At 35.9% G+C, this 13,418-nt stretch carries 10 protein-coding genes; 7 read left to right on the forward strand and 3 right to left on the reverse strand.

Going from position 1 to position 13,418, the window contains the following annotated elements; all coding sequences use genetic code 11:
• Positions 1 to 235 precede the first annotated feature (235 nt).
• The 5 genes from NSS60_RS01965 (at position 236) to NSS60_RS01985 (ending at position 10,461) form a co-directional block, all read left to right on the forward strand.
• Positions 236 to 3,475, forward strand: coding sequence for a helicase-related protein (locus NSS60_RS01965; RefSeq protein WP_340720604.1), 3,240 nt, complete (start codon positions 236 to 238; stop codon positions 3,473 to 3,475).
• 5 nt (positions 3,476 to 3,480) lie between these two features.
• Entirely contained in the window at positions 3,481 to 4,242 is a 762-nt protein-coding gene (locus NSS60_RS01970; protein WP_340720605.1) for a DUF4391 domain-containing protein, read from the forward strand.
• Between the two features lie 13 nt (positions 4,243 to 4,255).
• Positions 4,256 to 6,139 carry a site-specific DNA-methyltransferase gene (locus NSS60_RS01975; protein ID WP_340720606.1) on the forward strand — a complete coding sequence of 628 codons (1,884 nt, stop codon included), beginning with the start codon at positions 4,256 to 4,258 and terminating at the stop codon, positions 6,137 to 6,139.
• A 3-nt stretch (positions 6,140 to 6,142) separates the two neighbouring features.
• The gene (locus NSS60_RS01980) at positions 6,143 to 9,106 is read left to right on the forward strand and encodes a type III restriction-modification system endonuclease (RefSeq protein ID WP_340720607.1); all 2,964 of its coding nucleotides are present in this window, start codon (positions 6,143 to 6,145) and stop codon (positions 9,104 to 9,106) included.
• Between the two features lie 305 nt (positions 9,107 to 9,411).
• The gene (locus tag NSS60_RS01985; protein ID WP_340720608.1) at positions 9,412 to 10,461 is read left to right on the forward strand and encodes a beta family protein; all 1,050 of its coding nucleotides are present in this window, start codon (positions 9,412 to 9,414) and stop codon (positions 10,459 to 10,461) included.
• On the opposite strand, the gene NSS60_RS01990 is transcribed toward NSS60_RS01985, so the two are convergent.
• From NSS60_RS01990 to NSS60_RS02000, 3 genes are all read right to left on the reverse strand, one after another.
• Positions 10,437 to 11,309, reverse strand: coding sequence for a sce7726 family protein (locus tag NSS60_RS01990; protein WP_340720609.1), 873 nt, complete (start codon positions 11,307 to 11,309; stop codon positions 10,437 to 10,439). The genes NSS60_RS01985 and NSS60_RS01990 overlap by 25 nt on opposite strands.
• A 411-nt stretch (positions 11,310 to 11,720) precedes the next feature.
• The gene (locus NSS60_RS01995) at positions 11,721 to 12,107 is read right to left on the reverse strand and encodes a type II toxin-antitoxin system PemK/MazF family toxin (RefSeq protein ID WP_035018420.1); all 387 of its coding nucleotides are present in this window, start codon (positions 12,105 to 12,107) and stop codon (positions 11,721 to 11,723) included.
• Positions 12,107 to 12,415, reverse strand: a complete 309-nt coding sequence (locus NSS60_RS02000; RefSeq protein ID WP_004888884.1) for an AbrB/MazE/SpoVT family DNA-binding domain-containing protein — start codon at positions 12,413 to 12,415, stop codon at positions 12,107 to 12,109. The genes NSS60_RS01995 and NSS60_RS02000 overlap by 1 nt, the downstream gene beginning before the upstream one ends.
• A gap of 344 nt (positions 12,416 to 12,759) precedes the next feature.
• On the opposite strand from NSS60_RS02000, the gene NSS60_RS02005 reads away from it, so the two are divergent.
• Together NSS60_RS02005 and NSS60_RS02010 are read left to right on the forward strand one after the other, a co-directional pair.
• On the forward strand, positions 12,760 to 13,011 hold the full coding sequence (locus NSS60_RS02005) for an AbrB/MazE/SpoVT family DNA-binding domain-containing protein (RefSeq protein ID WP_004888888.1): 252 nt from the start codon (positions 12,760 to 12,762) through the stop codon (positions 13,009 to 13,011).
• Positions 13,008 to 13,403: a type II toxin-antitoxin system death-on-curing family toxin gene (locus NSS60_RS02010; protein ID WP_004888889.1), complete on the forward strand. Its 396-nt coding sequence runs from the start codon at positions 13,008 to 13,010 to the stop codon at positions 13,401 to 13,403. The genes NSS60_RS02005 and NSS60_RS02010 overlap by 4 nt, the downstream gene beginning before the upstream one ends.
• Positions 13,404 to 13,418: the final 15 nt, after the last annotated feature.

Genomic DNA, 13,418 nt, shown 5'->3' on the forward strand with positions numbered 1-13,418 from the left:
TCACGCATCGAAATCAAATGAGAAATGGGTGACAGAATTTCATTTGCATGGGGAGAAGTTATATTTATCCCGAATTCCATATTTATACATGTGTATACTCACATAAGTTTTCGACAAAATTCATCAAAATTTTTCGTTGTTGTTTTAGTATAATGTAATTATGATGAAATAACGATATGGTCTTCTGTCTCAGTACGTTGAATAGGCATTCTAATAAAGGAGTTCAGACTGAAACATGTCAAAAGGAATTATTGATAATAAACAAACGGGTTTAGTGGGAGATGTCTTGAAAGAATATATTACAAAGGGCAGTAAGTTATCCGTTGCTGCTGCACATTTTACTTTATATGCGTTTGTCGAATTAAAGAAAGAGCTTTCTCAGTTAGAAGAATTTCGCTTTATTTTTACAGAACCGGCTTTCGTGCAAGGCGACAATTTATTAAAAGGGCAAATAGAAAAAAACGAGGCGTTATTGTACGGAGTCGAAGAGGAGCAAAAGTATAAAACAAAATTAAATCAAGCATATATCGCCAAAGAATTTGCCAAATGGCTGAAACAAAAAGCACAAATTAAGTCAGTCACCAATCAACGGATTCAAGGCGGGTTATATCATGTCGAAAACAAAGACGGAACGCAAATCGGCCTTGTCGGTGGAGCGCCATTCTCAAGTCCGGGATTAGGCTACAGCAACTCCTCAAGTATGTACATTAATAATATCGTTGATGATGCGGCGACAAATGCCCAGCTTATCAGGAAATTCGATGCGATTTGGCAAAACGAGTACGCCTTGCAGGATGTAAAAGAACAAATATTGCGTTGTTTAGAAGTATTGTATAAAGAAAATTCGCCGGAGTTTATTTACTTTGTTACACTCTACAACCTTTTCAAAGATTTTTTACAAGATACGAAAGATTACGAGGCGTTACAAACGAGAACCGGATTTGAAAATACAGTGATTTGGAATAAACTGTACGATTTTCAGCGCGATGGCGTGATTGGTGCCATCAACAAAATCGAAACGTACGGCGGCTGCATTATTGCCGATAGTGTCGGCCTCGGAAAAACGTTTGAAGCGTTAGCGGTTATCAAATATTATGAACTCCGTAATCACCGCGTGTTAGTTCTTGCACCGAAAAAATTACGGGAAAACTGGATGATTTACCGTTCCAATGATAAGCGGAATATATTAGCTGAAGACCGTTTTTCTTATGATTTGCTGAATCATACCGATTTGTCAAGGGAGAGCGGGTATAGTGGCGATATTAATTTGCAGTATGTGAATTGGGGAAATTATGATTTAGTCGTCATTGATGAGTCACATAATTTTCGCAACAATGATCCAAGGAAAAGCCATATCACCCGTTATGCCCGGTTAATGAATGACATTATAAAAGCTGGAGTTAAAACAAAAGTGCTGATGCTTTCCGCTACTCCAGTGAACAACAAACTGGATGATTTAAAAAACCAAATTGCTTTTATTACAGAAGGAAATGACAAAGCGTTAGCAGAAACAGCAAACATTAAAAGCATCAGCCAAACGATTCGGCGGGCGCAGTCACAGTTTAACAAATGGAGCAACTTGCCGGAAGAAGAGCGGACAACGGAACAGTTATTGGACATGTTAAGCTGGGATTATTTTACGTTGCTTGATTCGTTGACGATTGCCCGTTCCCGCCGTCATATTGAAAAATATTACAATGTTAAGGATATCGGAAAATTTCCACAGCGCCTAAAGCCAATTAATATGAAAGAGAAGATTGATGTGGAAAATGAATTTCCGCCTCTCTCCGTAATTAATAATGATATTTTGCGCTTGCGATTTGCTCTTTATTCACCAATGAAGTATATTTTGCCTCATATGCAGGCTTTTTACCACGAAAAGTATGATACGAAAGTGGCCAACGGGCGTGTATTTAAACAAACGGACCGAGAAAACAACCTCGTCTATTTAATGAAAACAAATTTATTAAAACGGCTTGAAAGCAGCGTTTATTCTTTTTCGTTAACGTTAGAAAGCATTATTGCTCAAATTGACTCTTGCATTGCTAAAATTGACCATTATTCAACAAGTGACAGCATCGGCGAGTTCGCTGACATGGATACAGAAGATCCAGAATTGGAAGATGCATTCATTGGTGCAAAAGTAAAAATTTTGCTTCGTGATATAGATCTCATTCGTTGGAAACAAGATTTGTTATATGATCGGGAAATTTTGCTGAAGTTATTGCAGCATGCAAAACGAATCAATCCAAATCGCGATCAAAAACTATTAGCCCTTAAAAAAGTTATTCAAACGAAAATCGAACATCCAATCAATGGACAAAACAAAAAACTACTCATTTTTACTGCATTTGCCGATACAGCGAAATATTTATACGAAAACCTACATCAATGGGTTTCTAAACAATTTGGGCTTCATTGTGCAGTTGTTACAGGTAAAGATCGGCCAAGAACAACATTTAATGTACCGAAAGCTGACTTCAACAGCATTTTAACGCACTTTTCACCTATTTCCAAAGAAAGAGCAAAAGTCATGCCGAATATGACGGAAGAGATTGATATTCTTATTGCCACCGACTGCATTTCCGAAGGACAAAACTTGCAAGATTGCGATTATCTCGTCAACTATGACATTCATTGGAATCCGGTGCGCATTATTCAACGATTTGGACGTATTGACCGACTTGGAAGTAAAAATGAACGTATTCAGTTAGTGAACTTTTGGCCGTCGATGGAACTCGATGAATATATTAATCTAGTCGGCAGGGTCAAAGACCGAATGACCATCCTTGATATTTCTTCTACTGGGGAAGAAAACGTCATCGCTGACAACAGCAACGAAATGAAAGATTTAGAATATCGCCGGAAACAACTCGAAAAACTACAAAACGAAGTCATTGATTTAGAAGATATTTCTGGGAATATTTCATTAACGGATTTCACGATGGATGATTTCCGAATGGATTTATTAAATTTCATGAAGAACAATAAAGATGTAATCGAGAAGGCTCCATTAGGTTTATTCAGTATCACAACGAATAAAAATGAAAAACTGAGTGCGGAAATTCAACCTGGAGTTATTTTTTGCCTAAAACAAATTAACAACTTTACAGCTTCTAATGAACAAAATGCGCTCCATCCATATTATTTGGTGTATATAAAAGAGGATGGGCATGTACTCTATAACCATGTTCACATCAAAAAAATTCTTGATATTTATCGCTCGCTATGCAATGGGCAAAAGGAAGTCGAAGCACAATTATATGCGGCGTTTTATGAAGAAACAAAGAACGGCAAAGACATGGGGCAATACAAAATATTGTTAGAAAAAGCGGTGGAAGAAATCGTCGGGAAATTTGACCAACAACTGACATTGAATATTTTTAGCTTAGGAAATTTAGATAGCCTTGTCACAAATGCGAATACTAGCCTGCAGGATTTTGAGATTATTTCTTATCTGATTATTAAAGGGTGAGAATGATGGCTGGACAGATGTTTTATCGCGTGATTGGGCTGGACGATAAAGTCCGCCCGCTCCATAAAAAATTAGATAAAAAGATGTTCTACGACTTCGCCGATTTAAACAAGAAAGAAAAAGACTACATTACGAAATATATTGAACGAATGGAATTAAGTTATTTATTAACCCCAAGTACGATCAATATCCAGCCATTTATCAACGAAGAATACCATTATGAAGGGGTTATGTTTATTACGATTCAACTGAGGGAGGAAGCGAAAGACAATCATCTGCCGGTCATCGGTGAAATCATCCAAGGGGCACTTCCGAACCCTGTCGTCATTGTCTTTGAAAAGCAAGGAAACTTTCAAATCGGCACATGCTTAAAACGATTAAATAAAGTAGATATGTCGCAGGTTGTACTGGAAGAATCGTATTACACTCCTTGGTTTCAATTAGACGACGATAGTGAAACGGTCCATCAGTTTATAAAAACGATTCATATTACGAAAATATCATTTTCCCATTTTTTTCGGTTTTATAAAGACATTCATCTAGCGGTACAAGCGTTTCAGCATACAAAGGCTGTCGGAGCGTTTATCGTTGCAGAAGACGAAGAAGTACAGCAGCTCATTGTGCAAATCCAACATTTTGAAGCGGAAATAACAAAATGGAAAAATAAACTTAAAAAAGAAACGCAGTTCAATCGAAAAATGGAGATGAATATTAAAATTCAACAGCTAACGAAACAAATCGAGCAGTTAAAACAACAATTGCGATGAAAGGAGACAAACGATGGAAAAACTAGACGGAAAATCGCTGGATTTAGTCAAAGCAAATATTGAGTCACTCAAGCAATTATTCCCAGAAGTCGTCACCGAAGGGAAAATCGACTTTGAAAAATTAAAACTTGTGCTTGGAGAAGAAATTGAAAAACGCAACGAACGATATGAATTCACATGGCACGGCAAAACGCAGGCAATGAAACTTGCACAAACGCCATCAACGGGAACACTCCGCCCAGACAAAGCATCCAGCAAAAACTGGGATACAACGGAAAACCTTTATATTGAAGGAGACAACCTCGAAGTACTAAAGCTGTTGCAAAAATCGTACTTTGGCAAGATTAAGATGATTTATATCGACCCACCGTATAATACGGGAAAAGATTTTGTGTATAAAGATGATTTCAGGGATAACATTAAGAACTATAAAGAAATGACTCAGCAAACAACAAGGGCGAATACAGAAACAAATGGAAGATATCATACCGATTGGTTGAATATGATGTATCCGAGATTAAAGTTGGCACGGAATTTGTTGAGGGAAGATGGGGTTATATTTATTAGTATTGATGATAATGAAGTTATGAATTTGAAAAAAATGTGTGATGAAATTTTTGGTGAAGATAACTTTATTGGGAATTTTGTAGTTAACTCTACTCCTAATGCGAGAGATTATGGACATATAGGTAAAATGCATGAATATGCGTTATTCTATGCAAAAAATATAAAAGAAACAACTACTAATTTACTTCCCGATGAAGACAAATCTTTTAGATTTAAAGATGAAAAAGGGGGGTTTAACATACACCCTCTATACAATAGTAATACAGCTTTTACAAATTTAAATAGACCTAATTTATTCTATCCATTTTATTTAGATCCTAATTGCCCACTTGGGGATGAAGGATTTTATGCAATTCATTTAGAGAAAAAAGAAGGATTTATAGAGATTTTTCCACCAAAGTCTCAAAAAGATAACATTCAATTTGTATGGAGATGGGGAAAGGAAAAAGCTAAAAAAGAATTAAATAAAGAAATTATAGGTTATAAAACCGAAAATAATGAATATCGGATTGTTCAAAAAATGCGACACTCTGAAAAGTTAATAAGAAGCTTGCAACTTGATAAAGAAGTTTCAAACAGGAGAGGAACTGCTGAAGTAGAAGAATTATTTAATAAAAAAATTTTTAGTTTCCCAAAACCAATAGAATTATTGTATAGATTTTGTAAAGTTGGTACAGATCATGACTCAATTGTTTTAGACTTTTTCTCTGGTTCAGCAACAACTGCCCATGCCGTGATGCAATTAAATACTGAAGACGGCGGTAATCGTAAGTTTATCATGGTGCAATTGCCGGAGGAAACAGATGAAAACTCAGAAGCGTATAAAGCGGGATATAAAAACATTTGCGAAATTGGAAAAGAACGCATCCGCCGCGCTGGTGAAAAAATCGTTCAAGAAACAGGGAAAACAGATTTGGATATTGGCTTTAAAGTATTTAAACTTGATTCTTCTAACGTCAAGCTTTGGGACCCGGATTTCGAGAACCTAGAACAAACCCTTTTCGATCTGCAGGATAACATCAAAGAAGACCGTACGAAAGAAGACTTATTGTATGAAATTTTACTAAAAATCGGTTTACCGCTCACAACGCCAATCGAAGAGATTGACTATAACGGGAAAACGATTTACAACGTCGGATTTGGTTCTGTTTTATTATGTCTAGAAGATGAGATTGATTTAGACATTGTTAATGAGATGATGAAACATCAGTCAGAGCACATGACACCAAAAGTGATTTTCAAAGAGTCTGGTTTCATCAATGATTCAGTGAAAACAAATGCCATACAAACATTGAAAAAGAACGGAATCACGGACGTTAGGAGTGTATAAGCCATGAAGTTAAAGTTTATTTCTGACTTAGACTACCAAAAGCAGGCGATTGATTCCGTTGTGCAAATTTTTAAAGGCCAACAAATGAAACAGTCCAACTTTACTGTATATTATGGTACGCAAGAAGAAGCCGGCATGATTCAAACGGCATTAGGCGTAGGAAACCGTTTAGACCTTACGCCTCAAGAAATTTTAAAAAATGTCCAATCCATCCAAATGAAGAACGTTTTGCCGCGCAGCGAAACGCTCGATGGCATGAATTTTACTGTCGAAATGGAGACGGGAACCGGGAAAACGTATGTTTATTTACGGACGATTTATGAATTAAATAAACATTACGGTTTTACAAAGTTTGTCATTGTCGTGCCATCTGTGGCGATTCGCGAAGGTGTGTATAAGTCATTGCAAATTACGAAAGAGCATTTTGACGAGTTGTACAACCGTACGCCGTTAGAGTACTTCATTTATGATTCGCAAAAGCTCGATAAAGTGCGTAACTTTGCGACGGCAACAACGATTCAAGTGATGATTATTAATATCGATGCTTTCCGTAAAAGTTTTGAAGACCCGGAAAAAGAAGATAAAGCAAACGTTATTCACCGGACGAACGACCGACTAAACGGTTATCGTCCGATAGAGTTCATTCAACAAACGAATCCGATTGTCATCATCGATGAGCCGCAAAGTGTCGATACGACACCGAAGTCCAAAGAGGCGATCGCATCGCTAAATCCGTTATGTACGTTGCGTTATTCGGCTACCCATGTCGATAAATACAACATGGTGTACCGTCTTGATGCAGTGGATGCCTATAATCAAAAACTCGTAAAGAAAATTGAAGTAATGTCCGTCCGTTCTGAAGAATCATTTAACGTCCCTTATATAAAATTAGTAGAAGTAAAAGAAGGAAAAGCAAAAATTGAACTTGATGTTGAAACGCGCGGCAAAGTGAAACGAACAACAAAAACAGTGAAGTATGGGGACGATTTATACGATATTTCTGGAGAACGGGAATTGTACCGCGGCTATATTGTTGAACAAATTGATTGGACAGAAGGAAATGAGTCCATTGAAGTAAACGGTCATTATTTGCGAGTAGGTGACGTCATTGGCGATATTGACGACGATACGATTAAACGATATCAAATCCGCAAAACGATTGAGGAGCATCTAGATAAAGAACTGCGTCTAAGACCGCGCGGCATTAAAGTGTTAAGTCTTTTCTTTATTGATAAGGTGGCCAACTATCGTGATTATGATAAAGATGGTAATCCGATTAAAGGAAAATACGCCATCATGTTTGAAGAAGAATACAAGAAATTAATTCAGAAGCCAAAATATCGTACATTATTTAATGACATCGATGTTGATATGGATGTAGAGAAAGTTCATAACGGATATTTTGCGCAAGATAAAAAAGGAAGGTTAAAAGATACAAAGGGAAATACAGAAGCGGATACAGATGTATACAATTTGATTATGAAAGACAAAGAGCGCTTATTAAGCTTAGACGAGCCGCTTCGTTTTATTTTCTCACACTCGGCGCTGCGTGAAGGATGGGATAACCCGAATGTGTTTCAAATCTGTACATTAAAAGATTCAGCGGGGACGTACGTGTCAAGACGACAAGAGATTGGACGAGGCCTGCGTTTAGCAGTGAACCAAAATGGCGAACGTGTCCAAGACTATAACGTCAACACGTTAACGGTTATGGCAAATGAATCATATGAAGAGTTTGTCGCCTCATTGCAAAAGGAAATAGAAGAGGAGACAGGAGTGACATTTGGCAAATTCGAAAAGCATGTGTTTGCGAAGCTAGTGTATATCGATCCAGATACAGAAGAACCTGTGCAAATGGGGTATGAGTTGTCGGCAAAATTATATGAAGAACTGAAACAATATGATTATATTGATGAAAATGGAAAGGCAAAGCCATCGTTAAAAGAAGCGTTAGACAAGCATGAATTAAACTTCAGTGATGAGTTTCAACCTTGGAAACAAGCGATTATAAAAGAAATAAGACACTATTTACAACGCTTGCCGATAAAAAATGCAAACGATCGAAAAAAAGTTCAATTGAATAAAGCGATTTTAGATAGTGAAGAGTTTATTCAGTTGTGGGAGAGAATAAAATATAAAACTGTCTATTCTGTTGAATTCGATAGCGAACAATTAATTAAGAAGAGCATTGCAAGCATTCAAAAAATGCCGCCGATTCATAAAATTCGTATTTTAAGCCGAAAAGATCAAGTGACGATGGACAAAGTGGAAGGAATTCATGCGCAAACGGTGAGTGAGCGTGTCGAAGATTATATTACCGCTCATCATACATTGCCAGATATTATAACAGAACTGCAAAATCGTACAAATTTAACACGGAAGACGATTGTGGAAATTTTAACCGGATGCAAGCGCCTTGACGATTTTAAAAACAACCCGCAAAAGTTTATTGAAGAAGTGACGAAAATCATCCAGCGGGAAATGAGATTATTGCTCAATGACGGTGTCAAATATTACAAAATCGGCGACGGTGCGTATTATGCCGTCGAATTGTTCCAAAACGAAGAGCTGCTGGCCTACTTAAACGACAATGCCATTCGCAGCGAGAAGTCACCGTTTGATTATGTCGTTTATGATTCGGATATTGAAGCAAGCTTCGCCCAGCGCTTTGAAAACGACGAAAACGTCAAAGTATACGTCAAGCTGCCAAGCTGGTTTAAAATCGACACCCCAATCGGTTCGTACAACCCAGACTGGGCGCTTGTCATTGACAAAGATGGGGAAGAAAAACTATATTTTGTTCTTGAAACAAAAGGCACGGAAATTGAAGAATTTTTGCGTCCTGAAGAAAGAGCAAAAATCGACTTCGCCCGCAAACACTTCGAAGCCATCGGTACAAATATCGAATTCATAGGACCGGAGAAAGATGTGAATCAGTTTATGCTGCGGGCACTTAGCCGTTCATAATTCATTTGCGACAGAAGCTGCAGGGCTTCTGTCTTTTTTGTTTTTATTACATAATTTGAAAAGATTTCTTGTAAAATTTATTTATAGTAAATAGTGTTTAATTTTATATGAGCGACAAACCGTTCGTAAATTGAGCGTTTGTATGGACAAGACGAAGAGTGAAAGGCACCGCTCGCACTTATACTCTCTAGTTATCTTTGCAAATTAATGTTTTATAATGTAAAATGTTGATATAATCAAAGAGTTAATAGAATTGTTTAATAAGTTTAAATTTTTAAATATAATTTTACAAGGGGGGAAAAAGTATGCAAATAAATGATTTTAAGTATGTACCTGTCTTGCGGTATAGACAGGAAGAGAGGAAAGCCATTTTATCGACTGCCATTAGCAATAAAATGCTTCCTTTAATTGAAATAGTGACGGAAAAATTAAGATCAAACTCCAGAGATGATATAATTACTTCATTTGTGAATGATTTTGGGCAGTTTAATACTTGTATAATGCTTGACTTCCCGTTATATTTAACTTTAACTAACCAGACGAAATCTGCAGTGCGAAATTTTATTAACCCTATAAAAGTAAATCCAGCCTCTCGTGTTAATTTATTTTTAAATCAACAGTTATTGTCTCTTTCACATATCATACCAGTTGTAACTTATGATCCTACTGTGCCTTATCAACCTGGTCAAGTTACTCACCAAGAACAACTTCTTAGACCACACTATAAAGTATTAGCTTTTCGTATTTTTCCAAATCATCTAACGCAAATAACTCAAGAAATGTCATCTGTTATTAAAGATGGGGATATTGTTATATTTGATATTGATGAAGCGTCACATTATCACCCGTCAATTAGAAGCAATTATCCAATAGTTCAAGCAATAAATCCAAATGTAAATTATAAAACTGTATTGCTTCGGTCAGCGATACCAAGAGACTTAACAAATGTGGGCTTAGCGAATGGACAAATTGTTCAAGAGGCTGATAATAGTCTTAAAACAGACTATGTAAATTTTGGATTTAATGCTTTTGGCGATTATGCAGGTGTAAAGAAAGATAATCTGACTGATGGCGGTATAATAAGTCCTGGATATTTAATGTATTCTTGGAATAGCAATTGTTATTATGGTTTCAATGGTATATTAAAGCAAGCGCACACATTTGAAACAATGGTTGTTCCGACGATAATCAATTCACAAGTTTGGAATGAATATAACAACACACATAAACAAAGTTGTATGGGTTGCTCTGCAATCATTCAAATAAGTAACGGGACGAAATCGGGCAATAGTCAACCTGAATGGAAAGGATTTGCCATAGGCCATTATCTCTATACTATGGAAGAATTTTTATAATAAACCCATTTTGGATTAGCAGAAGTTTTAAAGAAAACTTGAATATCAATAGGATTGATTTGGTCAAAGTGGTCACAAAGGAACGACCATTTTTTATCAAAACGTTTCTTTAATACTTCTTTAAACAAAGTATTGATTTTTTTTTCATCATAATGCCTCAATATCCATTCTTCTTTTTGTAAGCGGCTAGCTGGCATTGATATTGAGGCATTAGTGTGTTTTAAGAAAAATTCTAGCTCTTTTGCGGTAAGAATTTGTAGTTGAGTCTTACTATCTAAATCAACGTTTTTGCTTGCTTTGCGTTTGAAATGAAATTTACAGCTAGTTTCGTTTAAATTGTATGTAATAACACCTACATAATCTGGGATTTTGCTTAAAGCTCCCTTTAGATGTTTTGGATGTATTAGAACGTAAATATATTCAAAAACAAGGGCATAGTCTTGTATTTGTTTTTCTAATTTGTCTAACGTGTCCAACTCTGTTTTAATTTCATACGCATATGAAATCCCATTAATTCTAGCTATGTCTAAACGGCTATTATTTACATTCAGCTCAAAGGTTATAATTTCATTTTTACGATTTAAATATTTCTTTGCAAAATGATATTTAATTTGCATTTCAGCTGGATAATATTTTAAAACTAAATCGTTTACTAAATCGTGACCCAACAAAGTTTTTTTGTAAGGTCGTACGATCTCTAAAAGGTTTTCAGGAAATACCTTCTCAATAATTTGCCAAATTTGAACATCTAACAAAAACGGTTGATATGCACTGTGAAGAGCACGTGCAATATTTTCCAGGATCTGAGCGTTGCAATGAAGTTCCAGCTCTTTTAATAAATCTTTCACAGCGCATCCCTCCTTTAAAAATTTCAGATTTAAGATATCATAAATTATAATACATATTCTATAGTATTTTTTAACAAGCTCATATTTTTTTGCGAATAGTCTTGTGCATTGCGATTCCAAAAGTAGACAATATAAAATCGGTTAACCCGAAGGAATCAGGGCTAAGCGGTTCTGATTCCTTTTCTTTTCTTAATCTTTTCACAGTGTCTCAGCCCCCTAAGAACTGTCAAGGGAAGTATTTGATAGTTCCTGGGAATTCTTAAAAGAGGTAGGTAGGACGGGAAGGTTGTGTTCGCTTTTAAATGGCCTTTGCATATTGAGCGGGTGTTTGACAATCTAGGCCACCTTGTATCCGTCGGCGATTATAGCGAACAGTTTCGATAATCCCTTTCTGAAAGAGAAAGGATCTTGTCAAGTCAGATATGTTTCTATTTTCGCTAGGCATTCATCAATGATTTTATCTATTTCTTCAATTTGTGCATCTTCTGGATTATACTTCTTTAAAATTTTTAGATTACGAGCTCTCCAATCCAATGATTTAATTTGATCAGTTAAAACTACCCCTGTTATTGGATAGCCATCGCCATCAAGGGATATTCCTTCTTTTGGTAAATCCACTTCGAAAGGATAACCCTTCTTTTGATTGGTAATCGGACAAACAGCTATAAATCCTGTTGCTTGATTGAATTCTTTAGGCGATAAAACAATAGCATTCCTTCTCCCAGCCTGCTCATGACCAGTTTGTGGATTGAAGTTTAAAACAACGAAATCGCCTCTCTCTGGTACGTCTGCTGGCATTAAATCAATTCACGCCCTTCTATCCCGAAATCAATTTCCTCGTGTCGATTTTCAGGTGTAATCTGTGATATTAGTTCTTCCAGTGTGTATTTCTTCCGTGTTCTTTTTGGCTTTAATGTGATGATACCTTCATTTCCAATCACATTTAATTCTATTTCGGAACCTTGTTTAATCCCTATTTTATCAGCAGCATCTTTTGGGATTCGAATGCCCAAACTGTTTCCCCATTTTTGAACAATAACTGTAGACATGTAGTCAACCCCTTTACTCTGGTTTATTTTGTTTTCTAAATATTCTTTTGAATACATTATATCACCCCCAACCTAATATGTATATACATAGTATATACATATTTATAAAAAATGATACCAATGATTTTTCGACAAATACTATTCTCGTCGCAAAAGCAATCATTTGAATCGATTAATTAAAAATGCATTTTTTAGACTCAAAAGCATATATCAACAAGTATAGTTACAAACGTTGAATTGCGAAATGATGTATAAAGCTTTGCCATAACAAAAAAGTAGGACCTTCAAGGAGAATCTAAAGCATCTATAGCTGAGGAATTAGCGAACAGTGCCTGGCACTGTTCTATAAATCTAATTCGTGTTATAATTATTATAACAGTTATAACAAAGAGGTGAGATAAATGTTAAGCGCAGAACGAAAAGTATTAAAAGTTGGCAATTCACTTGGGGTTACCTTTCCAATGGAGTTTCTAAATAAGCTTGGTATTCATCAAGGAGATGAAATACAAATGGAGCTTGAAGAGGATAAAATTGTTATAAAGAAAAGTAAAAAAGTTGATTTGCCAAAAGGAATCTCCCAAGATTTTTTTGAAGTATTAAACGAAACTCTTGAAGAATATGATGAGACCATCAAGGGGCTTATTGATCGATGAGATATCTAACCGTAGAAGAAGTCGTTGCGATTAATTTTTTCATTATTGGAAAATATTCTCCAAATGAGCTGAAAGGGATAAAAGAACCTGCATTGTTAGAATCGGCTGTCTACCGTTCACAACAAAGTGTGTTTGGTAAAGATGCTTATCCTACTATTTTTGAAAAAGCGGCAGCATTATTTGAGTCTTTGGCTAAGAACCATTGTTTTCATAATGCAAACAAAAGAACTGCCTTTGTAGCACTTGTTCAATTTTTAAAATACAATGGATACTATTTTACGATGCCGCAAGATGATGCCATTGAATTTGTTGTTGATGTAGTGAATCATCGATATTCCTTCGAGCAAATTGTTGCAACCATCAAAGAGTATGCATTTGAACGTAAATATTAATATTTGTATGGCGAT

Origin of the sequence: Anoxybacillus sp. FSL W8-0382 (genome assembly GCF_038003845.1) — a bacterium.
Taxonomy (GTDB): Bacteria; Bacillota; Bacilli; order Bacillales; family Anoxybacillaceae; genus Anoxybacillus; species Anoxybacillus flavithermus_G.